Raw genomic sequence first — 25,153 nt, 5'->3', positions numbered from 1 at the left:
TTTGCTTGGGTGGGATCCTGAGCCGAAAACACCCCTCTAAACAAAAAAGAGAGCGCCCAAAGGGCGCTCCCAATTCTTCAAAGCGAAGCGTCACACCAAAAGGGCGTGATCTCAATCCGCCAGGGCCTGGTCCATCAGGGCACGGTCAATCAGCGCAATGGTCTCATCGAAGCCATACAGCGCGATAAAGCCACCAAAGCGCGGTCCCTGGCTGGCGCCCAGCAACACCTCGTAAATGGCGGTGAACCAATCGCGCAGCGGCTCAAACCCGTGGATTTTACCAATGGCAAAGACCACCGATTGCAGAAATTCCTCATCGGCAAAATCGGCCTCTGGCAGGGGCTCATCCTTGCCCAGAATGTCGTTCTTCTTGGCAATCGCCGCCAGCGCGGCCTCTGCCGATTTCAATGCATCCGCCAGATCCTGCAGCGCCACACGTTCCTGATCGCTGGGGGCGCGGAACACCTTGGTTGGTTTGACGTAATCGTTGAAATAGGCCACCGCAAAACCCGCCGCCTGATCCATCGTTGGATTGCTCTGCGGCGTCGCATCCGGGGCATATTTATTGATAAAGCCCCACATGGTTTCCTTGTCCTCAGCACTGGAGGCTGAGGCCAGGTTCAGCAACATCGAGAACGGCACCACCATATCCGACTCTGGCACATCGCCGGCGTGGATATGCCAGACCGGGTTGTTGAGCCGGGCCTTGGTGTCCTGGGTCGCATAGGCCCGCAACTGCTGATGATATTCATCAACTGCCTTGGGGATCACGTCAAAATGCATCCGCTTGGCGGTCTTGGGCTTGAGGTACATGAAATAGGACAGGCTCTCGGCGCTGGCATAGGTCAGCCACTCGTCAATCGAGATACCGTTGCCAGAGGTTTTGGAGATCTTCTGCCCATTGGCATCCAGAAACAATTCATAGGTGAAATGATCTGGCGCCCGGTGCCCCAGGATGCGGCAGATTTTGTCATAGATTGGCGTATTGGTGCTGTGATCCTTGCCGTACATCTCAAAATCGACCCCAAGCGCTGCCCAGCGCGCGCCAAAGTCCGGTTTCCACTGCAGCTTCACATTGCCGCCAGTAACCGGCACGGTCCATTCCTTGCCGTCCTCATCGTCAAAGGTGATGGTGTGGGTCTCGGCGCAGACCTTTTTCATCGGCACATAGAGCACCCGCCCGGTTTCCGGGTGAAACGGCAAAAAGATAGAATAAGTCTGGCGCCGCTCTTCGCGCAGCGAGGCCAGCATCACTTCCATGATCTCATCGTATTTTTCAACGGCGCGTTTCAGCACCTCGTCAAACTGGCCCGAGCCATAAAATTCGGTGGCCGAGTAGAACTCATACTCAAAGCCAAAGGTATCCAGGAACCGGCGCAGCATGGCATTGTTGTGATGGCCAAAGCTCTCGTGGGTGCCAAAGGGATCCGGCACCGAGGTCAGCGGTTTTTGCAGATGTGGCGTCAGGCTGTCGGCATCGGGCACATTGCCTGGCACCTTGCGCATCCCGTCCAGATCATCGGAAAAACAGATGAGCTTGGTTGGAATATCGCTGATCACCTCAAAAGCGTTTTTGATCATGGTGGTCCGGGCCACCTCGCCAAAGGTGCCGATATGCGGCAGGCCAGAGGGGCCATAGCCGGTTTCGAACAGGACATAGCCCTTTTCTGGCGCGCCCTTGGCATAACGTTTGAGCACCCGGCGGGCTTCTTCAAACGGCCAGGCCTTGCTCTTGAGAGCGGTGTCGCGCAAATCAGACATTGCTGTTCTCCATCAGCGGCCCCTGTGGCCGCCTAAATCCTGTCCCGCTGCCCTATGCAGCAGGTCGGCCCGGTCTATTGCGCAGATGCAGCATGAGTCAATGAACAGAGCCGGGCTTGCCTCGGTTTCAGTCGTTAAATTGCGCCTTTTCGACAATCCAGTCCAGAATTTGTCGCACATCCTGCCGCGCGGCAGCCCCGTCCCGCAGCCCGGCAAAATAGCCGCGCGCCGATGTGGTGGTGGGTGCCTGCAAGCGCAACAGGGCGCCGGTCTCGGTGAAACTGTCCAAAATCCCGCCCCAGGCAAGAAAGACTCCCTGCCCCGCCAACCCGGCATTGACCAGCATGGCATAGGAGTTGAAGTCCAGTACCCGCGCCCCACGCGGCATCACCTGACCTGCGGATTTGAACCAACTTGGCCAGTCATGCCACTGGCTGCGTGCCGTCTCCATGGTCAGAAAGGTCATGCGGGAGAATTCATAGCCCTGCGCCGTCATGCCGAGGCGCGCCAGATAGAGCGGACTGGCTGCCGCATAGACCTCATTGCTCAGCAGACGCGCCTCTGCCTCACCGCCGCCACCGGGCAGACCAAAGCGGATGGTCAGATCCCCGGGGCGCACTGCTTCGCCATACTCCTGGCTTATGATACGAATCGTCACCTCAGGAAAGGCCTGCTCCAGCTCTCCCAGGTGTGGAATCAGCCAGAAACCAACAAACCCAGATGGTGCCGTGACCGTCACAATTCGGGTTTCTGCAGCTTTTCTGATTTGTGAGACCGCGTCTTCGATCTGGCCAAACCCACTGTGCAGCGCCTGCAAAAGCTCCTTACCTGCATGGGTTATTCGGGCTGGTTTATGGGTTCTGTCAAACAGGTTACTGCCCAGATCGGCCTCCAGTGTCGCGATCCGACGTGAAATTGCCGGTTGCGAGACATTCAGTTCCTCTGCGGCCGCAGTCAGTGTCCCATGGCGGGCGGCGGCATAGAAGGCTGTGAGCCCTGAAAAGCTGGGTAAACGCTCCATCTAACATAACCTCAACGTATATTGCACTGCAGCTTTAACGCATTGAATGAAACAGAAAAAGCCCCTTATCTGAAACCAATCGCCACCCACTCACACAAACCCTACGGAGGCCTCAGCACATGCAACAGGAATTGCCCCAGGATATTGCGATGGACATTACCACCCTTGCCACTGATCTCAGCGACACCGAACAGCTGCATCAGGCCTCCAATCTGCCCCATCCCCCGCAGGACCACCTGATGGTGGTGGATGCCGCACAGGTGCCCCTGGCAGGCGGCACCGATGCTGCCTTTGGCGAGGTCCGCTGGCGTACCCTGATCAACAGCTGTTCTGAGAAATCCCGTGATATGGTGCTGGGCATTGCCGAGTTTGAACCCCATGGCCGTCTGCTGCCCCATCGCCACGATCCGGCCGAGTTCTATTTGGGCCTCGAAGGTGCCGGCACCGTGATCATCGACGGCACCCCCCATGAGATGCGACCCGGCGTCGCCATCTATGTGCCCGCCAATGCCGAGCACAGCACCCAGGCCGGCCCTGACGGGCTGCGCTTTGCCTATGGGTTTGCCGAAAGCAGCTTTGAACAGATCACCTACCGCTTTACCGGCGCAGAAGAGGCCCAGGCCTAAAATCGACCCCGGTTCCGGCTGTTTCTCGCCAGTTTCGCAGCAATTTCACATCAATAGGCCAGAGGCAGGAGTTGAACCCGTCTCTGGCCAAGCCTATCCTTGGGTTTGAAATGCGCACAAAGGATCTGCCATGACCGAGAAAAACGCACAATCCATGTCCCAGCAGGACTGCCTCGTGGCTCTGATGGTGGCGGTCTCTGCTTCGGACGAAAACATCCGCACCGCCGAGCTGATCAAGATCCAGTCTGCCGTGAACATGCTGCCGGTCTTTGCCGATTACGACATTGACCGCATGACCCGGATTTCCAACACCGTGCTGGATCTGTTTGAACAGGAAGACGGTTTGGAGGCCCTGTTTGGCCTGATCCGCGACGACCTGCCGGAACGCCTGTATGAAACCGCCTATGCGCTGGCCTGTGATGTGGCGGCCGCCGATGGAAAACTGGCTGAAACCGAGCTCGAGCTCCTTGCAGAAGTGCGTTATGAGCTCAATATCGACCGACTGCATGCCGCCGCCATCGAACGTGGCGCCCGCGCCCGCCACATGGTCTAACGCCGGCAGATTATCTTACCAGTCCATCCTGCTGCGTTTGCCCCGGGCTTAAGATCCAGAGCCGACCCCCGTTTGGCGCCTCTTCGCCGCGCCGGTTTCGACAAAATTGGTCTGGTCAGATTGTGCGGTTTTGGCCCTTAAAGACATCCCGACCCCACCATTAAACTGGCTCCAACATCGCCTTTGGAGCCAGTTTATGAACAAGCCACTCGACATCCGTACTGTGCCTTCGGTCTGCCCGCTGGACTGCCCCGACACCTGTAGTCTCAACGTCCAGGTCCAGGGAGATACAGTGGTCGCGGTCAAAGGCTCCACCGCGAACCCCTATACCGCCAATGTGATCTGCAACAAGGTGGCGCGCTACTACCCCGCGTTTGTGCATGGCACAGCCCGGCTCACCCATCCGCTCAAACGGGTGGGGCCACGGGGCTCTGGCCAGTTTGAGCGGATCAGCTGGGACGCAGCACTGGATATGGTGCATGCGGGGTTCAGCAAGGCGATCGCGGACCATGGTCCCGAAAGCGTGCTGCCCTTCAACTATGCCGGCCCCCATGGCGAGCTGGCCGGGGGCTCAATGGATCGGCGGTTCTTTTACCAGATGGGGGCCAGCCTGCTCAACCGTGGCCCGCTGTGCGGCGGGGTGCGCGGGGGCGCCTATGCCAGTCTGTTTGGCGCCGCCCCCGGCATGCCACCGGTACAGATTGAGCATTCCGATCTGGTGCTGGTCTGGGGCAACAATGTCACCGTTTCCAACCTGCATCTGGCGCCACTGCTGAAAAAGCTGCGGGCGCGGAGCGGCACTCTGGTGGTGATCGACCCCAAGCGGATCAAGATCGCCGAACAATGTGATATGTTCCTGCAGATCAAACCCGGCACCGACGTGGTGCTGGCCATGGGGTTGGCCGCCGAGCTGGAGCGGCGCCAGGCGCTGGATGAGGCCTTTATCGCCGATTGGGTTGCGGGCTTTGATCCCTATATGATCCAGGCCCGGCAGTATGGGCTGGCGCGGGTTGTTGAAACCTGCGGCATCAGCGCCGCAGAATTTCATGCCCTCGCCGATGTGATGGTGGCGGCAAAAAATATGGCCTGCGCCTTTGGCAACGGCATTGAACGTGGCCGGTCCGGCGGGTCAGCCCTGCGCGCGGGCATGGCGCTGCCTGCGCTGCTGGGTCACCATGGGCGGTTGGGGGCCGGCGTCATGGCCAAATCCGGCGGCGCCACCCCAAAGACCCAGGCGCGCCTGCACGGCGACCATTTGATCAAGCCCGGAACCCGGATCCTCAACATTGTTGATCTGGCCAATATCCTGCAGGACGACAGCCTAGAGGTCCCGATCACAGCCACCATGATCTACAATCACAATCCGGTGGCCACCCACCCGGATCAGAGCAACCTGATGCGCGCCCTGATGCGCGAGGATTTGTTCATCGCTGGCTGTGACGTGGTGATGACCGACAGCATGGCCTATTGCGATGTAATCCTGCCTGCTGCCTCACATTTTGAGTTCGACGACATTTATGGCGCTTACGGTCAAAACTATCTGCAACGGGCCGCACCGGTGATCCCCTGTGTCGGGGAAAGCCTGCCCAACACCGAGATCTTCCGCCGCCTGGCCGCCCGGTTTGGCTATGATGATGCCCTGTTTCAGGCCAGCGACAGCCAGCTGATGGATGAGGCCATCGACGAAACCCACCCGCAGCTAGAAGGCAAACGCCCCAGCGAGATCGCCCTGGATCGCGCCATCGAAATGATGGCCCCGGATGGTGAACCGCTGGTGATGTGCAAAAACGTCACCCCGGCCACCCCGTCCGGCAAGATTGAGCTGTTCAGCCAGGACTATGAGACGCGCTATGGCTTTGGCGTGCCACGCTATGACCCGGTGCCACAGGCCCTGCCGCTGACACTGATTACCCCCAGCTCAGCCAAGCGGACCAATGCCACCTTTGGCAGTGACACGGCCTCCGCCGGGCCGGAAATGCTGGAGATGCATCCCAAAGACGCCCAGAAACGGGGCTTGCAGGATGGCGCACTTGTCTCGGTCTGGAACGCGCTTGGCGCTGTCACCCTCCAGCTCAAAGTCACCGACACCACCCGCCCCGGCGTGCTGTACTCCCCCAAAGGCACCTGGCGCGGCAGCTCGCAGACCGGGTTCACCGTCAATACCCTGATCCCGGCAGATATCCGCACCGATATCGAGGATGGCGCCTGCTATCACGAGACTTTTGTCGAGGTAAAACCTGCCAAGGCATAGCTTTGGGAATAAAGCGCGCAGGACAGGGCTTGGGCTCCATATCCCAAGGGGGATACGGCACTTTTCCTGCCGCCGGTCACCATAGGCGGCAGGCCTCAGGTGCCGTAGCTTTGTCCCCAACGCTCGATCAGCTGTTGCTGCAGCCGCTTGGCCCTTTTGTTCCAACTCCGGGCGCCGGCCGGGCGCTCGCGTTCTGCCCGGTTGATGCGCGCCCGCGCCTTGGTATCGGCGGCAAAGATCACAAAGGCCAGAACCGTGCCGCTGGAGGTGGCCAAGAACCCCCCCAACCCAGAGACAAAATTCAGGGTTCCCGTTTTAGCGGTCACCTTGATCGGGTGGTTTTTGACAATCCGGCCATTGCCATCGCGCATCGGAAAGCTCTTGAGCAGCGGCTTGAGCCTGCCAGCTTTGTAGGCGGTGACCAGCACCTTGAGCAGGGCATTGGGGGCGACCCGCGAGGCCTCTCCCAGGCCGGAATGATCCACCATTCGGATCGCGCTCACACCGTATTTGGCACGCACCCAACGCGACATTTCAGCCGCCGAATCCTTCAGCCCCCTGGGGCGCTTGCCGCGTTTCGCTGTGGCCGTCATGCCGATCATTTCAGCCATCAGATTGTTAGAGTATTTCAGCATGGCCTTGAGCATCAAATCCAGCGGTGGGCTGTGGTGCTGTGCCAGCAAGGTGGCGGTTGGCAATGATGACACCCTTTTGGCCGCCTTTAGCTTGATGCCATGCGCGCGCGCCATGGTGCGAAACACATCTGCGGCATAGTCCGCCGGGCGGCGCACCGGCAGCCAGCGCGACCCGCCTTTGCCCAGCGCCTGGGAGGCCACGGTCCAGCTGTCCTTCCCGTTGCGATCCGCATAGGTATAGACAGGCAGGGCCCTATTGGCGACTTTCATCCGCGCCATGCTGACCTCGGGACGGTATTTTGTAGTGCGGGCGTCCATAGCGACGCTCCAGCTTTTACCGGCCCGTTTCCATTCAAAATGCACCCGGTTAAAATTCAGCGCGATACCAGCAACCGCGGGGCTATAGCCCACATGATCGGGCTGATCTGCATCAATGGTGGAAATGCGTGGCAGCCCCCCGTCCCACACCATGAACCCGCCGCGCACTTCGCGAACGCCTGCCTTTTTCAGCGCCGCCGCCAGCTGCGCCAGATGATCGGTGTTCAGCATCGGGTCACCGCCACCGGCCAGGATCAAATCGCCCTTCAGCACCCCGCCCGACAGGGTGCCCGTTGACAAAATCTGCGTGGTGAACCGGTAATCTGCTCCCAGACTGTCGAGCGCATAAAGCGCTGTCAGCGCCTTGGCGACGCTGGCCGGCGGCAGTTCCTCTTCGCCCGCATGAGATTCCAGTTCTTTGCCACTTGTGACCTCGGCAACGGCACAGGCGACCCGTCCGGACAGGTCAGACCGCGCCAAGAAGGTCTCCAGGCTACCCGCTGCACTGGCGCGGCTGGCAGCCGCGCCGCCAGAGCCAAGCCCAGCTGTGGCACGGGCCTGGGGCCGCAACGAGGTTTTTGGCGCATTGGCCAGAGCCGCTGGCGCCGCCAGAGCCGCTGCGGCGGCAGAAAGGAAAAAGCGTCTCGAAAACATGTCAGTCAATATCTAATAAAATTGCTACCAAACGGCAAATGAAGACCATATCTACTATTTGCGCCATATCTCATACCTTATCTGCGGCAAAATCACCTGCAAAAATGCTCCCAGCCTGACGGTCTCTCTGCCAAAGGGAGCCGCAAGTCAGGCCAGTTTGGCACGGCAAAGGGCCGTTAAAAAGGCGGCAATTGGCTCTTTTCGGGTCGATCTCACACCAGATTCTCACCCTTTGGCTGACGACCAGCCCCCCGTTGCCCGGATTGCGGTAGAACTCTCCGCGATCATCGGCACATTGACAAAGCACCAGGCCGGGGCCGTTGATCGGGCCAAAATCTGGCTCTGGCTGTCCTTGACCATCTGGCGGCGGTAGATTCGCGCCGCAGGGGACAGGCGCGCAGAAATGCGGTCTCCGGGACGCGCCAGGACGCCAATCGGCACAGTTTCCATAATCTGCTGCCAGTCCTTCCAATGGTGGAAATGCGCCAGATTATCCGCCCCCATCAGCCAGGTGAACCGCACCTGGGGGTAAAGCCGCCGCAACGCCCGCAGAGTTTCGGCGGTGTAGCGGGTACCCAGCCGCGCCTCGACATCGCTGATCCGCACCCTTGGGTGATCCATCAGCGCCTGTGCGGCTGCAATGCGGCGTTCCATACTGGCAGGCGCACGGGTTTTCAGCGGATTACCCGGCGAAACCAGCCACCAGAGGCAATCCAGGTCAAACCGCTGCAAGGCGGCCCGACTGATCTGCACATGGCCCTGGTGCGCCGGATCAAACGACCCGCCGAGCAAGCCCACGGTCATGCCGGGGCGCAGATATGGAAACCCCTGCCTCATCTAAGGCTTGATGCACATAAATCACCGGAATTCCAAGCCCCAAGCACAGGGTGATACCTCAATAGAATTGCAAAAGTTGACCACATGTATTGGCACTGGGTCGCAAGAAAATCGGCGACAAACTGTCAGAGCAGGTCCAACGCATCAACGGCCCGCACGTCATCGTCTTGGATGTAACCACCCGTGAAAATTGTCGCGGATTATTTTGATCCCTGCGTTCTTCCGGCTGACTATTAGAGTTTTGTGCCGGAGAGACATCAGGCCCGCGCCTGTCCTTGGGGAGGGGCGAATGCGCCTTCGTCATACTGAAAACATGCCTCCGGCCTGACGGGAAAGTTAGGCGCGGGATGGGCCACGGCGTGGCACGTTCCAAAGCAGTGGATGACCTTTTCCATATCTCATGATCAACGTGACATTGCCCCTTGGCCTGCCATCCGCTATCACACCAGCCAGCACGAATTTCCCCATCATGGAGCAGTCACATGGCCGCCTATCAATACGTCTACCACATGCAGGGTGTCTCCAAGACCTACCCCGGTGGCAAAAAATGCTTTGAAAACATCCACCTGTCATTTCTTCCCGGCGTGAAAATCGGTGTCGTCGGCGTCAACGGCGCCGGTAAATCGACCCTGATGAAGATCATGGCCGGTCTCGACAAGGATTTCACCGGCGAAGCCTGGGCTGCCGAAGGCGCGCGCGTTGGCTATCTGCCGCAGGAGCCCAAGCTCGACGAGAGCCTGACGGTGCGTGAAAACGTCATGCTGGGTCTGGCCGAGAAAAAGGCCAAGGTGGATCGCTTTAACCAGATCGCGGTTGAGATGGCCGAGAACTACACCGACGAGCTGATGGAAGAGATGACCGCGCTGCAGGACAGCATTGACGCGGAAAACCTCTGGGATCTGGACAGCCAGGTAGATGTCTCGATGGAGGCCCTGCGCTGCCCCCCCGATGATGCCGAGATCGCCAATCTGTCGGGCGGTGAAAAACGCCGGGTGGCCCTGTGCAAACTGCTGCTCGAAGCGCCTGACATGCTGCTGCTCGATGAACCGACCAACCACCTGGATGCGGAAACCATCGCCTGGCTGCAACAGCACCTGATCGACTACAAGGGCACTATCCTGATCGTCACCCACGACCGTTATTTCCTCGATGACATCACCAGCTGGATCCTGGAACTGGACCGCGGCAAGGGCATCCCCTACGAGGGCAACTATTCCGCATGGCTGGAACAAAAGGCCAAGCGCCTGGAGCAGGAAGCCCGCGAGGACAAGTCCAAGCAACAGACCCTGCAGCGCGAGCTGGAGTGGATGCGCCAGGGCGCCAAGGCCCGTCAGGCCAAATCAAAGGCCCGGATCAACGCCTATAACGATCTGGCGGAACAGTCCGAACGCGAAAAGCTCACCCGCGCCCAGATCGTCATCCCCAATGGTCCCCGTCTGGGCAGCAAGGTGATCGAGGTCGAGGGCATTTCGAAACACTATGGCGACAAACAGCTGGTGGAGAACCTCTCCTTTGATCTGCCCCCCGGCGGTATTGTCGGTGTGATCGGCCCCAACGGCGCCGGTAAATCCACCCTGTTCCGCATGCTGACCGGCCAGGAACAGCCCGACAGCGGCTCGGTTTCTTATGGCGACACGGTAAAGCTCTCTTATGTGGATCAGTCCCGCGATGACCTGAAAGACAATGAAACCGTCTGGGAAGCCATCTCTGGTGGCGCTGAAATCATTGAACTCGGCGACGCTCAGGTGAACTCCCGCGCCTATTGCTCTTCGTTCAACTTCAAAGGTGGCGATCAGCAAAAACCGCTGAACCTGCTCTCGGGCGGTGAACGCAACCGAGTCCACATGGCGCGCCTGCTGAAAGAGGGCGGCAACGTGCTGCTCCTCGATGAACCGACCAACGATCTGGACGTGGAGACCCTGCGGGCGCTCGAGGACGCGCTGGTAGATTTTGCCGGCTGCGCCGTGGTGATCTCCCACGACCGTTTCTTCCTCGACCGGATCTGCACCCACATGCTGGCCTTTGAAGGCGACGCCCATGTAGAATGGTTCGAGGGCAACTTTGAAGACTACGAGGAAGACAAGAAACGCCGTTTGGGAGCCGATGCCCTTGAGCCCAAGCGGTTGAAGCACAAGAAGTTTGTGCGGTGAAAGATACAGGCCGGGCTCTACTGCCCGGCCTAATTTATACTTATTGAGGCAATTATGAGCGACGCAAACAAAACCTGTGGCATCGTCATGCCGATTTCAGAATGCGATGGGCGGCCTGCATCCCATTGGGCTGATGTATTAAGGATCATTGAATCGGCCGCAAAGGAAGCAGGCTACCAAGCACGGCTTGTTAGCGACACCTTCGAATCCAACCTAATTCACAAAGAAATTCTTCAGAACATCTACCAAGATGAAATGGTAATTTGTGACGTTAGCGGTAGAAACCCGAATGTTTTCTTCGAACTTGGCATTCGAATGGCCACACAAAAACCTACAGTTATTATTAAAGATGATAAGACCGCTTATCCTTTTGACACTGGTCCGAACAGATATGTCGGTTATCCGCGAGACTTGCGTCACCCAGCAATGGAAAAGTTCAGAGCTGATCTGATCAGCGCGATCAAGAACACCGAAACTCAAGGCGCTGAGAACAGTTTTATTGGTCAGTTGGGGCCCTTCCAAATCCCTGATGTGGAAAGCACTAAACTCCCTGCCAGCGACATCATACTAGATAGGCTTGATAGGTTGGAGCGTTCTATCTCCGCCTCCAAATTCGACCACGATTATGGGTTGGGCATTGCCTTGCCCTCGAGAAGAGAGGAGATCTCCTTTAAGCAACTTGATGAAGAAACCGTTGAAGTTTGCTTACGAGGGTGGCTCTGTTGCACAAATCGGCTGAATGCCGAGGTTGCCCCTTCCCCAGACGGACTCACCCCACGGGCTCTGTGACGGGTATGCCAAGCGCGGTGTAGCCGTTCAGCACGGCGATCCGGATTTGGAGTTCCGCGACCTGACGGTCGAAGTCCCGTGCCATGAGCCTCTGGCCCAGCAGTTTCACGCAATGCATCTTCGTCTCGACACGGCTCCGGCGGTGGTATCCGCTCCATCGTCGCCAGAGGGCGCGGCCCAGATATTTTGATGCTCGCACGGCCTCGTTCCGGGCTGCGGCACCGGCTGTGACGGTCTTCCATGGCTTGGCATTCTTGCGGGGCGGGATGACGGCATGTGCGCTGCGGTCGGCAATGGCGTCGTGGCATTTGCGGGTATCGTAGGCGCCGTCTGCGGTGACACTGCCGATCTCAACCTCCGGCGGGATCTGGTCCAGCAGGTCGGGCAGCACTGGCGCATCTCCGATGTGGCTCCCGGTAATCTCGACGGCTCGGATCTCCAGCGTTTCCTCGTCGATCCCGAGGTGGATCTTGCGCCACACACGCCGTTTGGGGCCGCCATGCTTGCGGGCGTGCCATTCGCCTTCGCCCTCGACCTTGATCCCGGTGCTGTCGATCAGAAGGTGCAACGGACCCTTGGAGCCACGATATGGAATGCGTACGGCGAGGGTCTTCTGGCGGCGGCTCAACGTGCTGAAGTCGGGCACCGTCCAGTCGAGGCCAACAAGCCGCAACAGGCTTTCGACGAAGCCGGTCGTCTGCCGCAGCGCCATGCCGAACAGAACCTTCATCGTCAGACACGTCTGGATGGCGGTGTCACTGTAGGTCTGCTGGCGGCCACGCCTGCCTGACGGCGCGGCATCCCAGCTCATCTCGGGATCGAACCAGATCGTCAGCGAGCCGCGGCGCTTGAGCGCTTCGTTATAGGCTGGCCAGTTCCTGGTCTTGTAGGTCGGTGGTGTCGGTCTGCTCATGCAACCCAGCTACCACGCTGGATTCGCGAGATGAATCCCTCACAGGATTTGTGCAACAGAGCCTACGAGGGTACAACTCCAATCAGATCGAAAACGGCGTCGGCTATTTCCAAAGCCTTATAGCATCTTCAAAGAAAATAGAAATCGAGGTGGACTTCATCTCGACGGCTCATTCCCACTTAACGTTAAGAGGTGAGCACCCTAGTTCAAGTGAACTTCAGCTCGCGCTGGAGGAGGCTATAGAGAACGCAATTCCTTTCTAGAAATGTCTTCTCCCATAACAAAAGGCCCGAGCCTGACCTTGGGGAGGTGCGAATGCGCCTTCCCGGGGGGAAGGTCAGGCGCGGGCCTGACGGCCCAGGGGCAAACCCGCAACTGTCACCTTCCAAAGTCGCCTGTGCCAGCGAAGGGCTCCGCCCGCCCGAACCTCAAACGCTCCCCCAGAGCCTTTGCCGCTACGCGGACCGGTTCGAACTCCACGAGGGAAAGGTCAGGCGCGGGCCGTGCGGCTTGCGCCTCACGTCCCAGGGGGTATCCTGTTGAGGCCGGGCTGAGTTGCGCTGCTGGGTGCGAAGGGCTCCCCCTGTCCCTGCCTCTATGAGCGGCAGCGCAAATGGGTTGAATTTCATCTTTCCAATAATATTCCCTCCGGAGGCAAAGCAGGATGGCGTGCCCTGGTAATCCCCCCATTTTTAATTGGGTCCAGCCGTAGAATTCACGCAGCCGTTTTCAGTTTCATGGCGGGTGTCATGCCGCCGATGCCCATGTTGGGTCGCTCGTTGTTGTAAGTCCAGAGCCATTGTGTTGCCTGGTCCTGTGCCTCCTCGATGGTTTCGAAGATGTATTGCCCCAGCCATTCGCCACGAACGGTGCGGTTGTAGCGCTCGATATAGGCATTCTGTTGGGGCTTACCGGGCTGGATATATTCGAGCCGCACATTGCGTTTCTCAGCCCATTCCATGAGCTTCCCGCTGACGTATTCTGGGCCGTTGTCCACACGAATAGCTTGGGGCTTTCCGCGCCACTCAATGATCTGGTTCAGCGCACGCACGACACGTTCAGCAGGCAGCGAGAAGTCGACCTCAATAGCCAGTCCTTCGCGATTGAAGTCATCCAAGACGTTTAATGCCCTGATCGACCGGCCATCCGCCAGCTGATCCGCCATGAAGTCCATGGACCAAGTTTCATTTGGTCTTTCAGGCACAGCCAGTGGTTCCGGCTTGTCCCGCTTCAAGCGTTTCTTCGGCTTGATACGCAGGTTCAACGCCAGCTCACAGTAGACCCGGTAGACACGTTTATGGTTCCAGCCATAGCCCTGCACGTTGCGCAGATACAAAAAGCACAGGCCGAAGCCCCAGGTCCGCTTGTTAGCCGTCAAGCGTTCAAGCCAATCTGCGATCTCTTCGTTGTCATCGCTCAGCACAGGGCTGTATCTATAGCAGGTCTCGCTGATCTCGAACGCACGGCAGGCCAGAGCTATGCTGACCCCATATTGCGCAACTGCATTCATGGCCATCTCTCGCCGATGAGACGGCCTTAACGCTTTTTTCCAAGCGCTTCTTTCAGCAGGTCGTTTTGCATGCTCATCTCGGCATACATGCGCTTCAGACGACGGTTCTCTTCCGCCATATCCTTCATCTCGGAAATCAAGGACGCGTCCATGCCGCCAAACTTGGCCCGCCATTTGTAAAAACTCGCGCTGCTCATTCCGTGCTCGCGGCAAAGCTCAGAGACCGGCACACCGCCCTCCGCCTGCTTCAACACTGCCATGATTTGCGCGTCGCTAAATCGTCCATTCTTCATCATAAATCTCCTCAGATATCTTGCCGAGAAAATTCTACTTTGGAACACCACTATTTTTAGGGGGGATTACCACCTCGCCGCCCCGCTCTTCCTTGCATTTTGCCTTTTGCTCCTCTTGCGCTAGGCTGGACAGACCTCACGCCGGTCTGTTGCCGTGTTATCCGTTTGAAAGGGTCCCCCAATGCCGATCACCGCCGAAGAAATCGCTGCCAAGATCGAGGCCACCAAGGGCAGAAAGGCCAAGCGCAAAAGACTGACCACCGCGCCCGAAGGCACCAAGGGTAAGAAACTGCCCAGCGATCTGCGCAAGGGGCTGGAGGCGCATTTTCGCAGCAAGCTCTCCAAAGTTCAGGTTCATATCGGCGGCAATGCCAAGGACCTGTGCAAGGAGCTGAAAGCCAAGGCTTTTACCATTGGCAACGATGTCTATTTCGCCCGACCCGCCAGCGCTAAAAACACCGACCTTTTGGTCCATGAGCTTGCTCATGTGTTGCAACAGGGCCGTGGCAAGATGCCAAAACCCCGTGACGGTCAGGCCTTGGTTTCAAAATAGATCGCCCAAATTCCGTGACCAAGCCCTCATGAACCCAAACAATTTTTCTTTGTTTTTTGGGGTTTTGGACACAAAGCCATTCTTCGAAGCCTTAGATCGCGCAAGGTTTGAACAAAATCTTAACCATTTGTCGCTGTATTGGAGAGGCGGTGCCGCGCTAAGTTCTGGCCGTGGCCTCGGTGAGGGAGAAATGTTTTGGCTTTTGTAAGTATCATGTTCGGTTCTGTCTTTGGGCTGCTGTCTGCCGTAACCGGCTTTGCGCTGTTTGACTTGCACGTCTGGCAGAGCCTGCTGCTTTACTCTGGGTCCGGCGTTCTGTTTGCGGTTCTGTCAATCACTATCCTGGCTCTGCGCAGTGGCTTCGCGGCAAAATCGCCCAACCTGGAAAACCAAGCAGCCATTGGCGCCTGATTTCAGGCGCTCGCCCGGACAGGAAATCCCTAGCGGGCCTTAACCCAGCTGACAATCTGACCTTCTCGCAAAGCGCCTGACTGGCGCTTTTTCTCTTTGCCGCGCTCAAAAGCAACCAGGGTCGGGATGCCTTTGATCCGATAGCGCCCGCCAGTGGATTGATGTCTCTGGGTGTCCAGCTTGACCAGACGCGCCTGCCCCGCCAGTTTACTGGACGCCTTGGCATATTCCGGCCCCATCATCTTGCAAGGGCCGCACCAGGGGGCCCAAAAGTCCACCACCAAAGGCAGGTCATCGTTCTGTGCCGCCTTCTGCAGCACCGCCGGGTCCACATCCACGGGCTGTTTCGGCAGCAGCGCCGCGCCACAGCTGCCGCATTTTGCCCCAGCCGTCAGTTTCGCCTCCGGCACCCGGTTCAGCTGCGCGCAGGACAGGCAGGTCAAGGTTTTCATCGCCATCTGTTGCGCCATCACGTGCTCTCCAGTGTATTGTATCCCCGAGATATAAGCGCTGCTTGGGGTTCTACAAGCCAAACAGCAGGGCGACAGGCTTGACCCCACCGTGGGTGACACGCAGACTGGCCAGGACTTGTTCCAACATGTGAGGCCCAGATGATTTCTCGCCGCGCGTTTTCCAGCTCTGCCCTGGCGGGTTTTACCGCCGCAGCGCTGCCCGCTCTGTCCCGACCAAGCCCGGCCATGGCCAAAGAGGCCCCGGTGTTTGATCCAACACCGCAATATGTACGGATCAAAAAAGAGTTCCTCCCCGGTGAGATCCTGATCCTGACCCGGTCATTCTACCTGTATTTTGTGACCGAAAAACGCAAAGCCATTCGCTATGGCGTCGGGGTCGGAAAGGCCGGGCTGGAGTTCACCGGCAGCGCCACCATCCAGCGCAAACGGGAATGGCCCAGCTGGCGACCCACCCAGGAAATGATCGAACGCAGTCCGCGCAGCTATGGGCGGTTCGCCGATAACAGCTATGTTCAGCCCGGCGGGCCGGACAATCCCCTGGGGGCACGGGCGCTTTATCTGTTTCAAAACGGGGTGGACACCTATTTTCGCATCCATGGCACCACCCAGCCCGAAACCATTGGCTCATCCGCCTCCAATGGCTGCATCCGGATGTTGAACGAACATGTAACCGATCTTTATAATCGAGTCCCCATCGGCACCAAAGTCACGGTTTTATAGCCGCCGCCAGTCCAAACCGCGGGATAAAAGCGCCGCCCAAGCGCCTATTTGGCCTGTTGGCGCCCATCACGCGCGCAAGATGCAACGCTTGCTGCAGTGACAGCAAAGACTACAAGATTTTTTCTTGCGTGAGGGCTTCTTCTGTCCAATGCTGTCACCGCGAGGTCATAAAAGGGGTGCAAATGGACCCTGATGGGGGGCGCTCCCCCAGAATGAACGCGCCATACTGCCGCATGCTGCGGGCAGAGCACGTGAGAAGAAACTAGGAGAAGAGACGATGGCAACTGGCACCGTCAAATGGTTCAACACCACAAAAGGCTTCGGCTTTATCGCCCCCGACAGTGGCGGAAGCGATGTATTTGTTCACATTTCTGCGGTTGAACGGTCCGGCCTAACCGGCCTCGCAGACAACCAAAAAGTCAGCTACGAAATGCAGCCCGGCCGCGACGGTCGTGAATCCGCTGTAGATCTCGCGCTGCTTTGAGCCGCCAAAGATGACCCATTCTGGCGGCCCCTGTTTCGGTCGGGGCCGCTTTTGATTCCTGGCCCTAGCTCTTGGCTGCGGCAGCTTCAATCCGGGCTGCCAGCTGCAGTACAACAGGGCCCAGCGCCGCCACATTCAAGGCCACCCCCCTGGCATTGGGGTGAATATTATCCCCCTGCATATAGGCCTGCGCCGCCGCCGGATCATCGCCCGCAACCGCGCGAATTCCGGCAAAGGCATCCGGGTGCAACAGCGCACCAAACTCCTGCGCCAGCTCTGCATAGATGCTGTCAAAACTTGCCTTATATTCGGGTCCGAAATTCCCCGGCGCCTGCATCCCGATCAACAGCACCTCAACCTCTTGCGCCTGTGCTGCCACCAGGATCTGACGCAGGTTTGCACGGGCCTGAAGCGGCGGCAGACCGCGCAGCAGATCATTGCCGCCCAACAGCACAATCAGCCCCTGCGGCTGATCCGCCAGCGTCCAGTCGATCCGGGCAGCGCCGCCAGCGGTGGTATCGCCGGACACCCCTGCATTGGTCAACCGGACCTCAGCTCCCTGTTCTTGCAGCCAGTGTTGCAATTGCGGCACCAGCCCGTCGCCCTGGGGCAATCCATAGCCCTGGACCAGACTATCTCCGAAGGCCGTGATCCGCAGGTCCTCGGCGCGCGTATCAGAGGCGTAGGTCACGATAAAAATCATCCCAAACAGGGCTAAAACCTTGTGCATTGCAGCAAATGCTCCATATCCGATAGAGTATATTTAACAGGCGCAGCTTCATGACAGAAACAGATAGACCCGTTCTTCACCTTCAAGATGCGTCTTTAACGCTGAATGGCAATACCGGACCGGTGCGAATTCTGCAGGATATCTCTTTGGATGTCGCACGCGGGGAAACCCTGGGCCTGATTGGCCCCTCGGGATCTGGCAAGTCGTCGCTGTTGATGTTGATGGGCGGGCTGGAGCTGGCAACCGGCGGCCATATTGCTGCGCTGGGGCAGGATCTGACCGCCATGGATGAGGACGCTCTGGCGCGGTTTCGCCGCAATCACATGGGGGTGGTGTTCCAAAGTTTTCATCTGATTCCAACCATGACAGCGCTGGAAAATGTCGCCACCCCGTTGGAGCTGGCAGGACGGCGCGACGCCTTTGACGTCGCCCTGGCTGAGCTTGAAGCCGTGGGTCTGGGCCATCGTGCGGGTCATTTCCCGGCGCAGCTGTCGGGCGGGGAACAACAACGTGTGGCCCTGGCCCGCGCCCTGGCACCGCGCCCTGAGATCCTGCTGGCGGATGAGCCAACCGGCAATCTGGATGAGGCCAATGGCGCCGCTGTGATGGATCTGCTGTTTGACTTGCGCGACCGCTCAGGCGCCACATTGATCATGGTGACCCATGCACCTGAACTGGCCAGCCGCTGTGATCGGGTGATCCGCCTGCGTGATGGCCGGCTGGCAGACCCCTCAGCCGCAAGTGAGGCGGCAGAATGACGGGCCAGTCGCTCAGCCAGTCCCGCAGCCAGTCCCGCACGCCCGCCTTCTCACTCCGTCTTGCCTGGCGCTTTGCCCTGCGTGAGCTGCGCAGCGGCGTCAAAGGCTTTCGCATCTTTCTCGCTTGTCTGGCTCTTGGGGTGGCGGTGATTGCCGCCATTGGCTCGATCCGCGCCTCGATTGAGGCCGGCTTGACCCAAGAAGGCGCCAGTCTGCTGGGCGGCGACGCTGAACTCACCTTTACCTATCGCTTTGCCAATGACGAAGAGCGCGCCTGGATGGCCACCCATTCCGAGGCGGTCTCGCAGATTGTCGAGTTCCGCTCGATGGCGACCTTAGGCGACGAACGCGCCCTGACCCAGGTCAAAGCGGTTGATAATGCCTATCCGCTGACCGGCAGCCTGACCCTGCAACCCGACATCCCCCTGGCGCAGGCGCTGGCGGGCAATGGCACGCTGCCCGGTGTGGCGATGATGCCGGTTCTGGCGGATCGGCTGGGGCTCAAGCCCGGGGATACGGTCCGCTTTGGCACCCGCGACTTTGTGCTGATGGCCACCATCAAAACCGAGCCAGACGCCGCCGCCTCCGGCTTTGCCCTGGGGCCACGTACCCTGGTGGCCCGCCCAGCCCTAGAGGGCTCCGGCCTTTTGGCGCCCGGCTCGCTCTATTCCACCAAATACCGGCTGGCGCTGGCCCCGGACACCGATCTCGACGCGCTGCAGGCCGAGGCCCGCGCCCAGTTTGAGGACAACGGCATGCGCTGGCGTGATGCCCGCAACGGCGCCCCCGGCATTGCCACCTTTGTCGACCGTCTGGGCGGGTTTCTGGTGCTGGTCGGGCTCTCTGGTCTGGCGGTGGGCGGCGTTGGCGTATCTGCTGCTGTGCGCGCCTATCTGGCCACCAAGACCGAAACCATCGCCACCCTGCGCACCCTTGGCGCTGAACGGCAGGTGATTTTCCTCACTTATTTCTTGCAAATCGGCGCACTGACCCTGCTGGGGGTCAGCATCGGGCTGCTGCTCGGCGGGTTGGGGCCAATCCTGCTGGGGCCGATGATTGCAGCGCAACTGCCCTTCCCGGCGGTTTTTGCGGTCTACCCCGCCACCCTGGTTGAGGCGGCACTTTATGGCTTTCTCACTGCCTTTATCTTTGCCCTGTGGCCGCTGGCCCGGGCCGAGCGCATCCGCGCTGCCTCGCTGTTTCGCGGCGCCTTGGGCGAGGTAAGCCGCCTGCCGGCGCTCCGCTATATTCTGGCAACCGTCCTGGCGCTGGTCCTGCTTGTGGGCTCGGCCGCCTGGTTCTCTGGCGCCGCAAAGCTGACGCTCTGGACTGCAGGGGGGCTGATGGGCGCCCTGCTGGTGCTGTTGATTGCCGCCCTGGGTCTGGGCTGGCTGGCACGGCGTGGTTCCCACATCACCCGTGGCCGCCCGGCGCTGCGATGGGCACTGGCCGCGATTGGCACCGCCCGCGATGGCGCCGTGCCTGCGGTCCTGGCGCTGGGTCTGGGGCTGACGGTTCTGGCCGCCATTGGCCAGATCGACGGCAATATGCGCCGCGCCATTGCCGGCAATCTGCCCGATGTGGCCCCCTCTTATTTCTTTGTCGACATTCAGCGCGATCAGATGCCTGCCTTCCTGCACCGTGTCGAGGGCGACCCGGCTGTCAGCAAGGTTGAAAGCGCGCCAATGTTGCGGGCGGTCATTACCAAGATCAACGGCACCCCCGCACAGGAGGTCGCAGGCGATCACTGGGTGGTGCGCGGCGATCGTGGCGTCACCTATGCGGCAGCACAGCCCAAAGGCACCGAGGTGGTGGCAGGCAGCTGGTGGCCCGAGGATTACACCGGCCCGCCGCAGGTCAGCTTTGCCGCTGAAGAGGCCGAGGAACTGGGCCTGGACCTGGGCGACACCATCACCCTGAACGTGCTGGGCCGTGACATACAGGCCGAAATCACCAGCTTTCGCAATGTCGATTTCTCCACTGCCGGCATGGGTTTTGTGCTGACCCTGAATGAGGCGGCACTGGCCGGTGCGCCGCATAGTTTTATCGCCACGGTCTATGCCGAGACCAGCGCAGAGGCGCAGATCCTGCGGGATCTGGCGCAGGAAATGCCCAATATCACCGCCATCCGGGTCCGCGATGCCATTGACCGGGTCTCTGATATTTTGCGCCAGCTGGCCGCTGCCACCAGCTATGGTGCCGCTGCCACCCTGATCACTGGGTTTCTGGTGCTGCTGGGCACCGCCGCCGCCGGAGAGCCCGCCCGGCGCTACGAAGCTGCCTTGCTCAAGACCCTTGGGGCCTCTCGCCGCAAAATCCTGCTGAGCTTTGCCCTGCGGTCTATCATTCTGGGCGCAGGCGCTGGGGGTGTTGCCCTGCTGGCAGGCGTTGCCGGCGCCTGGGCGGTGAATATCTATGTCTTTGAGACCGCCTATGTGGTGATCTGGCCCAATGCGCTGGCGGTGGTCTCTGGGGGCATCGCAACCACGCTGCTGGCCGGGTTGATCTTTGCCTGGCGCCCACTGGCCGCCCGTCCCGCCCGTATTTTGCGAGCCCGTGAATAAAGCAAGCGCGCGAAAGCGCCTTTTGCCTTCAGGAACATATACCCCCAGGCCAAATCCGCCCCAGGCCAAATCAGGCCCGGTTTGGCCAGCCATGTCTCTGGCAGACCTAACCCGCTGCAGCCGTCGCGACACCTGTCGCGGAACCTGCGCAGGCAACCGGCTGCAAGATCCGCATCAGGTCGTGATTTTCGCAGATCAGCGCTTCCAGGGTGATGTCGTCCAGCGAGGCATAAAAAGCCTGTGCCGCATCCGCAAGCGCCACCTTCAGGCGGCAGGCACTGGAGAGCGGGCAGGTGTTGTCGGCATCGGCAAAACACTCCACCATTGGCAGCGCGCCTTCGACATCGCGAAACACCTCGCCAATCTGGATCTGTTCAGGTTGACGCCCCAGGGTCATGCCGCCGTTGCGCCCGCGCTGGGTATGCAGATAGCCAAGCTGGCTCAGCTGGTTGATGACTTGGGCCAGATGGTTTTCCGAGATATTGCAACACTCGGCGATCTCGGCCTTGGTGACCAAACGATCCGCGTTTGCTGCACAATACATCAGCAGTCGGACGGCGATATTGGTCCTTTTTGTAATGCGCATGATCCTGGCTCCCGCTACTTTCAGCTAGGGGTTTATTGCACAACCCGCCAAAAAGCGGTTTGACATACATCAATTGCCCCGGCTTCAAAAATGGAATGACGATGAAATGACGCTCCACCCTCCTTATTTCTTTGGCTATGGCAGCCTGGTAAACACCGCCACCCACGACTACCTGGATCCACAGCCCGCGCGGCTCCGCGGCTGGCGGCGCAGCTGGTGCCATACCCCCCTGCGTGATGTGGCCTTTCTCACCGTCGAACCCGCACCGCAGGTTGAAATCGACGGGTTGATCGCCGCCGTCCCGAATGCCGACTGGCAGGCTCTGGATGACCGCGAGTTTGCCTATGACCGTCTGCCCGCAGATCAACAAGTCCGCCATGCCCTGCCTGATCATACCGAAATTTCCTTTTATGCGGTGCCGACAGAGGCGCAAAACCAAGGCAGCCATCGCCACCCGATCTTGCTGAGCTACCTTGATGTGGTGGTGCAGGGCCATCTGCAGGTCTTTGGTACGGCGGGTGTGGATGCGTTTTTTGCCAGCACTGCGGGCTGGGACGCCCCTATCCTGAACGACCGGCAACAGCCACGCTATCCCCGCCACCAGGTTCTGTCCGCCACCGAGCAGCAGCTGGTGGACCAGCATCTGACCCAGCTGAACGCCCAGGTGCTGAGCTAGCTCTTTTCCCCGGCAGGCCAAGGTTCCGCCACACCCAAAAGGCGCGATACAATCGCTCCGCGCGCCGCACCGCGCCGGGCAAGGCCCGGCGCCCGGCCCAACTGTGTCGTCCCATTCTTTGAATGGGGCTGAACAGGCGGGAGCCCCCCCTTTCCTTGTCCCAGCGCACAAAAAAGGCGACCCTCCTTTAGGGTCGCCTGCTGTTTGTTGCGCTGTCGCTAGCCAGGTTGTTTGCCAGGTCGCTTGTCGCGATTTAGCCGCGCGCTTGCACAACCGACATCAGCGCCAACAGCGCGCTCATGTCTGGTCCGCGTTCGCGCCCGGTGACCGCCTTGCGCAGCGGCATGAACAAGCCCTTGCCCTTGCGGCCAGTGGCCTCTTTCACTGCGGTGGTCCAGCTCTTCCAGCTCTCATTATCATAGGGGCCTTCCGGCAGCAGTTTCATCGCCTCAGCGATGAATTCCGCATCCTCATCGGCGATCAGCGGTGCGGCACCGTTTTGGCACAGATCCCACCAGCCCTGCAGATCTTTCAGCGTGGTGATGTTTTCCTTGGCCATTGCCCAAAAGCCCTCTTGCTTGTCTGCAGGTACGCCCAGGGCCTCTACATGTGGTTGCACCTGGTCCAGCGTCAGCGACTGCAAATAGCGTGCGGTCAGCGGATACAGATCCTCCACATCAAACTTGGTGGGCGCCGCGCCAAAGCGGTTGATGTCAAAGCCCTCAACCAGCTCCGCCATCTCAGCGCGCACTTCAACCGGATCCGAAGACCCCAACCGGGCCATCAGGCTCAGCAATGCCATGGGCTGCACGCCTGCTTCGCGCAGGTCGCGCAGCGCCAGGGTGCCAAGCCGTTTGGACAGCGCTTCGCCCTGGGGGCCGGTCAACAACGAGTGATGAGCAAATTCGGGCACCGCGCCGCCCAGCGCCTTGATGATCTGGATCTGAGTGGCGGTATTGGTCACATGGTCCGATCCCCGCACCACATGGGTGACGCCCATTTCGGTGTCATCCACCACCGATGCCAGGGTATACAGGAACTGACCATCGCCCCGGATCAGCACCGGGTCGGATACCGACGCGGCATCAATCGAGATATCGCCCAGTACGCCGTCTTTCCACTCGATACGCTCATGGTCCAGCTTAAAGCGCCAGACACCATCGCCGCGTTCCGCCCGCAGTGCTGCTTTTTCATCCTCGGACAGCGCCAGGGCTGCGCGGTCATAGACCGGTGGCTTGCCCATGTTCAGCTGTTTCTTGCGCTTCAGGTCCAGCTCGGTTGGGGTCTCAAAGGCCTCATAAAAGCGGCCAATGCTGCGCAGCTCATCCGCGGCAGCAACATAGCGCTCCAGCCGTTCGGACTGGCGCTCAACCCGGTCCCAGGTCAGGCCAAGCCATTCCAGGTCCTGCTTGATCGCATCGACATATTCTTCCTTCGAGCGCTCAGGGTCGGTATCATCAATACGCAGAATGAACTCTCCGCCGGCCTTGCGGGCGATCAAGAAATTCATCAGCGCGGTGCGCAGATTGCCGACGTGGATATATCCAGTGGGCGACGGGGCAAAACGAGTGGTTGTCATTAGATATCTCCTGTTGCCCTGCCCATCTCACATAGGGCTGGCTTTGTCCAGTTTTTGCCACCTGCCGCGCCGTATCCCTGCCGCTACAATCGCCGCAGATATGCGCCATGCTTTGCCCCGACTAAACCCGCCACAGGCCGGCGCCCCGAGCCATAAAACACCCAGCTACAAGGCACCCCCGCCTAAAACGCCGACACACAGTTGCGTGAGGTTTGCCTTAAACCTCTTTGATTTGCGCCATGCTCGGCTAGGCTCTCAGCGACGATCAAGACGCGAACCTTCCAAGTGACCCTTTGAATTCGCCAAACCGGCGACATCCAATCCACCGCCACCTTGGCAGAAAGGACTTCCCTATGACCGTAAAATTCACCCGCCGTACCGCCCTGACCGCAGCAGCAGCCCTGCCGCTGGCCGCAACCGCCCGCAGCGCCAGTGCCAGCGCCGAGCTGGCCAAAGCACCCGCGTCCCAAACGCGCAGCTTCAAACTTGGTGACTTTACCGTCACCACATTGCTGGACGGCAGCCGACCCGTCGAAAATCCGCAGCCGATTTTTGGCGGCGGTGCCAGTGATGCCGAGTTCGCCGCCACCTCGGCGCAGAACTTCATTCCCACCGACGTTGCGCAATTCTTCTTTACCCCAACACTTGTCGACACTGGTCAAGAGAAGATCCTGTTTGATACCGGCCTGGGCCAAGGCGGCATTCAGATGGCGCTGGCCGAGGTGGGCCTGACCCCGCAGGATATCGACGTGGTTGTGCTCACCCATATGCACCCGGATCATATCGGTGGCATGACCACGGCGGGGGCAGAAACCTTCTCAAAGGCGCGCTATATCACCGGGCGTCAGGAGTTTGATTTCTGGGGCACACAGGCAGAAGGCAACCGCATAGGCGATCTGATGGCCAAGAAAGTGACACCGTTTGCCGAAAAGCTCTCGTTTCTGGAGGATGGCGCCTCGGTTGCTTCCGGGATCAGCGCGGTGGCCAGCTTTGGCCATACCCCCGGCCATATGGGCTACATGCTGGACAGCGGCGGGCAGCAGCTGATGCTGACCGCAGATCTGGCCAATCACTATGTCTGGTCCTTTGCCCACCCGGACTGGGAAGTGAAGTTCGACATGGACAAAGAGGCCGCGACCGGCGCGCGGCGGAAAATCCTCGATATGCTCGCCAGCACCCGCACGCCGATGATTGGCTACCACATGCCCTTCCCGGCGGCCGGCTATGTGGAAACACGCGGCTCCGGTTTCCGCTTTGTGCCTGTCAGCTATCAGATGATGGGCTAAACCCAAACAAAACTCGAATAAA

At 59.6% G+C, this 25,153-nt stretch carries 23 protein-coding genes; 13 read left to right on the top strand and 10 right to left on the bottom strand.

The annotated features are described in order from the left end of the window. Positions 1–111: 111 nt before the first annotated feature. Positions 112–1,761 carry a lysine--tRNA ligase gene (locus JZI28_RS02500; protein ID WP_375699132.1) on the bottom strand — a complete coding sequence of 550 codons (1,650 nt, stop codon included), beginning with the start codon at positions 1,759–1,761 and terminating at the stop codon, positions 112–114. Positions 1,762–1,888: 127 nt separating this feature from the next. Continuing rightward, positions 1,889–2,782, bottom strand: coding sequence for a LysR family transcriptional regulator (locus tag JZI28_RS02495; RefSeq protein WP_375699131.1), 894 nt, complete (start codon positions 2,780–2,782; stop codon positions 1,889–1,891). A gap of 119 nt (positions 2,783–2,901) precedes the next feature. Between JZI28_RS02495 and JZI28_RS02490 the strand changes: the two genes are divergently transcribed. The 3 genes from JZI28_RS02490 to JZI28_RS02480 all read left to right on the top strand — a co-directional run bounded on the left by JZI28_RS02490 (position 2,902) and on the right by JZI28_RS02480 (position 6,212). Then, complete coding sequence (locus JZI28_RS02490; protein ID WP_375699130.1) at positions 2,902–3,408, top strand: cupin domain-containing protein; 507 nt, start codon at positions 2,902–2,904, stop codon at positions 3,406–3,408. Positions 3,409–3,538: 130 nt separating this feature from the next. Beyond that, positions 3,539–3,961, top strand: coding sequence for a tellurite resistance TerB family protein (locus JZI28_RS02485; protein ID WP_295453335.1), 423 nt, complete (start codon positions 3,539–3,541; stop codon positions 3,959–3,961). Between the two features lie 196 nt (positions 3,962–4,157). Next, entirely contained in the window at positions 4,158–6,212 is a 2,055-nt protein-coding gene (locus tag JZI28_RS02480) for a molybdopterin-dependent oxidoreductase (protein WP_375699129.1), read from the top strand. A 95-nt stretch (positions 6,213–6,307) separates the two neighbouring features. On the opposite strand, the gene dacB is transcribed toward JZI28_RS02480, so the two are convergent. Continuing rightward, a complete protein-coding gene (gene dacB, locus JZI28_RS02475) occupies positions 6,308–7,819 on the bottom strand; it encodes a D-alanyl-D-alanine carboxypeptidase/D-alanyl-D-alanine-endopeptidase (RefSeq protein WP_375699128.1) in 1,512 nt (503 codons plus the stop codon). Between the two features lie 225 nt (positions 7,820–8,044). Further along, positions 8,045–8,656 carry a nicotinate-nucleotide adenylyltransferase gene (locus JZI28_RS02470; protein WP_295453344.1) on the bottom strand — a complete coding sequence of 204 codons (612 nt, stop codon included), beginning with the start codon at positions 8,654–8,656 and terminating at the stop codon, positions 8,045–8,047. Positions 8,657–9,138: 482 nt separating this feature from the next. Between JZI28_RS02470 and ettA the strand changes: the two genes are divergently transcribed. Both ettA and JZI28_RS02460 read left to right on the top strand, forming a co-directional pair. Beyond that, positions 9,139–10,806, top strand: coding sequence for an energy-dependent translational throttle protein EttA (gene ettA / locus JZI28_RS02465; RefSeq protein ID WP_375699127.1), 1,668 nt, complete (start codon positions 9,139–9,141; stop codon positions 10,804–10,806). A gap of 54 nt (positions 10,807–10,860) precedes the next feature. Next, positions 10,861–11,595, top strand: a complete 735-nt coding sequence (locus tag JZI28_RS02460) for a hypothetical protein (RefSeq protein ID WP_375699126.1) — start codon at positions 10,861–10,863, stop codon at positions 11,593–11,595. Here JZI28_RS02460 and JZI28_RS02455 read toward each other — a convergent pair. Beyond that, entirely contained in the window at positions 11,576–12,508 is a 933-nt protein-coding gene (locus tag JZI28_RS02455; protein ID WP_375697975.1) for an IS5 family transposase, read from the bottom strand. The genes JZI28_RS02460 and JZI28_RS02455 overlap by 20 nt on opposite strands. 715 nt (positions 12,509–13,223) lie before the next feature. Further along, positions 13,224–14,311 (bottom strand): IS3 family transposase gene (locus tag JZI28_RS02450; RefSeq protein WP_375697739.1). Its coding sequence is split into 2 segments (ribosomal slippage): positions 13,224–14,050 and positions 14,050–14,311, totalling 1,089 coding nucleotides; the frame shifts between segments, so codons are not numbered across the junction. A 181-nt stretch (positions 14,312–14,492) separates the two neighbouring features. Between JZI28_RS02450 and JZI28_RS02445 the strand changes: the two genes are divergently transcribed. Further along, on the top strand, positions 14,493–14,864 hold the full coding sequence (locus tag JZI28_RS02445) for a DUF4157 domain-containing protein (RefSeq protein WP_348155170.1): 372 nt from the start codon (positions 14,493–14,495) through the stop codon (positions 14,862–14,864). Positions 14,865–15,059: 195 nt separating this feature from the next. Next, on the top strand, positions 15,060–15,275 hold the full coding sequence (locus JZI28_RS02440) for a hypothetical protein (protein WP_297339281.1): 216 nt from the start codon (positions 15,060–15,062) through the stop codon (positions 15,273–15,275). 29 nt (positions 15,276–15,304) lie between these two features. Here the strand turns inward: JZI28_RS02440 and JZI28_RS02435 are convergent, their stop codons facing one another. Then, positions 15,305–15,733 (bottom strand): thioredoxin domain-containing protein, encoded by a 429-nt coding sequence (locus JZI28_RS02435; RefSeq protein WP_295453411.1) that lies wholly within the window; start codon positions 15,731–15,733, stop codon positions 15,305–15,307. Between the two features lie 153 nt (positions 15,734–15,886). Here JZI28_RS02435 and JZI28_RS02430 point away from each other — a divergent pair, with 153 nt between their 5' ends. Both JZI28_RS02430 and JZI28_RS02425 read left to right on the top strand, forming a co-directional pair. Beyond that, on the top strand, positions 15,887–16,468 hold the full coding sequence (locus JZI28_RS02430) for a L,D-transpeptidase (RefSeq protein WP_375699125.1): 582 nt from the start codon (positions 15,887–15,889) through the stop codon (positions 16,466–16,468). A 277-nt stretch (positions 16,469–16,745) separates the two neighbouring features. Next, complete coding sequence (locus JZI28_RS02425) at positions 16,746–16,952, top strand: cold-shock protein (protein ID WP_027241328.1); 207 nt, start codon at positions 16,746–16,748, stop codon at positions 16,950–16,952. 64 nt (positions 16,953–17,016) lie between these two features. On the opposite strand, the gene JZI28_RS02420 is transcribed toward JZI28_RS02425, so the two are convergent. Further along, positions 17,017–17,682, bottom strand: coding sequence for an arylesterase (locus JZI28_RS02420; RefSeq protein ID WP_375699124.1), 666 nt, complete (start codon positions 17,680–17,682; stop codon positions 17,017–17,019). Between the two features lie 50 nt (positions 17,683–17,732). Here JZI28_RS02420 and JZI28_RS02415 point away from each other — a divergent pair, with 50 nt between their 5' ends. Both JZI28_RS02415 and JZI28_RS02410 read left to right on the top strand, forming a co-directional pair. Continuing rightward, positions 17,733–18,440, top strand: coding sequence for an ABC transporter ATP-binding protein (locus JZI28_RS02415; RefSeq protein WP_375699123.1), 708 nt, complete (start codon positions 17,733–17,735; stop codon positions 18,438–18,440). Next, positions 18,437–21,004, top strand: coding sequence for an ABC transporter permease (locus tag JZI28_RS02410; RefSeq protein WP_375699122.1), 2,568 nt, complete (start codon positions 18,437–18,439; stop codon positions 21,002–21,004). The genes JZI28_RS02415 and JZI28_RS02410 overlap by 4 nt, the downstream gene beginning before the upstream one ends. A 106-nt stretch (positions 21,005–21,110) precedes the next feature. On the opposite strand, the gene JZI28_RS02405 is transcribed toward JZI28_RS02410, so the two are convergent. Then, on the bottom strand, positions 21,111–21,590 hold the full coding sequence (locus tag JZI28_RS02405) for an Rrf2 family transcriptional regulator (protein ID WP_295453367.1): 480 nt from the start codon (positions 21,588–21,590) through the stop codon (positions 21,111–21,113). Positions 21,591–21,696: 106 nt separating this feature from the next. Between JZI28_RS02405 and JZI28_RS02400 the strand changes: the two genes are divergently transcribed. Next, on the top strand, positions 21,697–22,266 hold the full coding sequence (locus JZI28_RS02400; RefSeq protein WP_375699121.1) for a gamma-glutamylcyclotransferase family protein: 570 nt from the start codon (positions 21,697–21,699) through the stop codon (positions 22,264–22,266). A gap of 253 nt (positions 22,267–22,519) precedes the next feature. Here JZI28_RS02400 and gltX read toward each other — a convergent pair whose 3' ends face one another. After that, a complete protein-coding gene (gene gltX, locus JZI28_RS02395; protein ID WP_375699120.1) occupies positions 22,520–23,845 on the bottom strand; it encodes a glutamate--tRNA ligase in 1,326 nt (441 codons plus the stop codon). A 353-nt stretch (positions 23,846–24,198) separates the two neighbouring features. Between gltX and JZI28_RS02390 the strand changes: the two genes are divergently transcribed. Next, complete coding sequence (locus JZI28_RS02390; RefSeq protein ID WP_375699119.1) at positions 24,199–25,131, top strand: MBL fold metallo-hydrolase; 933 nt, start codon at positions 24,199–24,201, stop codon at positions 25,129–25,131. The last annotated feature ends 22 nt before the right edge of the window (positions 25,132–25,153 follow it).

The organism is Pseudophaeobacter sp. TrK17, assembly GCF_042192375.1.
GTDB lineage: Bacteria > Pseudomonadota > Alphaproteobacteria > Rhodobacterales > Rhodobacteraceae > Pseudophaeobacter.
This window is presented reverse-complemented; position numbering and strand designations above follow the sequence as displayed.

Excerpts from the sequence above, each read along its gene's own strand:
- JZI28_RS02500 (WP_375699132.1), bottom strand. The coding sequence starts at position 1,761 with ATGTCTGATTTGCGCGACACCGCTCTCAAGAGCAAGGCCTGGCCGTTT.
- JZI28_RS02495 (WP_375699131.1), bottom strand. The coding sequence starts at position 2,782 with ATGGAGCGTTTACCCAGCTTTTCAGGGCTCACAGCCTTCTATGCCGCC.
- JZI28_RS02490 (WP_375699130.1), top strand. The coding sequence starts at position 2,902 with ATGCAACAGGAATTGCCCCAGGATATTGCGATGGACATTACCACCCTT.
- JZI28_RS02485 (WP_295453335.1), top strand. The coding sequence starts at position 3,539 with ATGACCGAGAAAAACGCACAATCCATGTCCCAGCAGGACTGCCTCGTG.
- JZI28_RS02480 (WP_375699129.1), top strand. The coding sequence starts at position 4,158 with ATGAACAAGCCACTCGACATCCGTACTGTGCCTTCGGTCTGCCCGCTG.
- dacB (WP_375699128.1), bottom strand. The coding sequence starts at position 7,819 with ATGTTTTCGAGACGCTTTTTCCTTTCTGCCGCCGCAGCGGCTCTGGCG.
- JZI28_RS02470 (WP_295453344.1), bottom strand. The coding sequence starts at position 8,656 with ATGAGGCAGGGGTTTCCATATCTGCGCCCCGGCATGACCGTGGGCTTG.
- ettA (WP_375699127.1), top strand. The coding sequence starts at position 9,139 with ATGGCCGCCTATCAATACGTCTACCACATGCAGGGTGTCTCCAAGACC.
- JZI28_RS02460 (WP_375699126.1), top strand. The coding sequence starts at position 10,861 with ATGAGCGACGCAAACAAAACCTGTGGCATCGTCATGCCGATTTCAGAA.
- JZI28_RS02455 (WP_375697975.1), bottom strand. The coding sequence starts at position 12,508 with ATGAGCAGACCGACACCACCGACCTACAAGACCAGGAACTGGCCAGCC.
- JZI28_RS02445 (WP_348155170.1), top strand. The coding sequence starts at position 14,493 with ATGCCGATCACCGCCGAAGAAATCGCTGCCAAGATCGAGGCCACCAAG.
- JZI28_RS02435 (WP_295453411.1), bottom strand. The coding sequence starts at position 15,733 with ATGGCGATGAAAACCTTGACCTGCCTGTCCTGCGCGCAGCTGAACCGG.
- JZI28_RS02430 (WP_375699125.1), top strand. The coding sequence starts at position 15,887 with ATGATTTCTCGCCGCGCGTTTTCCAGCTCTGCCCTGGCGGGTTTTACC.
- JZI28_RS02425 (WP_027241328.1), top strand. The coding sequence starts at position 16,746 with ATGGCAACTGGCACCGTCAAATGGTTCAACACCACAAAAGGCTTCGGC.
- JZI28_RS02420 (WP_375699124.1), bottom strand. The coding sequence starts at position 17,682 with ATGCACAAGGTTTTAGCCCTGTTTGGGATGATTTTTATCGTGACCTAC.
- JZI28_RS02415 (WP_375699123.1), top strand. The coding sequence starts at position 17,733 with ATGACAGAAACAGATAGACCCGTTCTTCACCTTCAAGATGCGTCTTTA.
- JZI28_RS02410 (WP_375699122.1), top strand. The coding sequence starts at position 18,437 with ATGACGGGCCAGTCGCTCAGCCAGTCCCGCAGCCAGTCCCGCACGCCC.
- JZI28_RS02405 (WP_295453367.1), bottom strand. The coding sequence starts at position 21,590 with ATGCGCATTACAAAAAGGACCAATATCGCCGTCCGACTGCTGATGTAT.
- JZI28_RS02400 (WP_375699121.1), top strand. The coding sequence starts at position 21,697 with ATGACGCTCCACCCTCCTTATTTCTTTGGCTATGGCAGCCTGGTAAAC.
- gltX (WP_375699120.1), bottom strand. The coding sequence starts at position 23,845 with ATGACAACCACTCGTTTTGCCCCGTCGCCCACTGGATATATCCACGTC.
- JZI28_RS02390 (WP_375699119.1), top strand. The coding sequence starts at position 24,199 with ATGACCGTAAAATTCACCCGCCGTACCGCCCTGACCGCAGCAGCAGCC.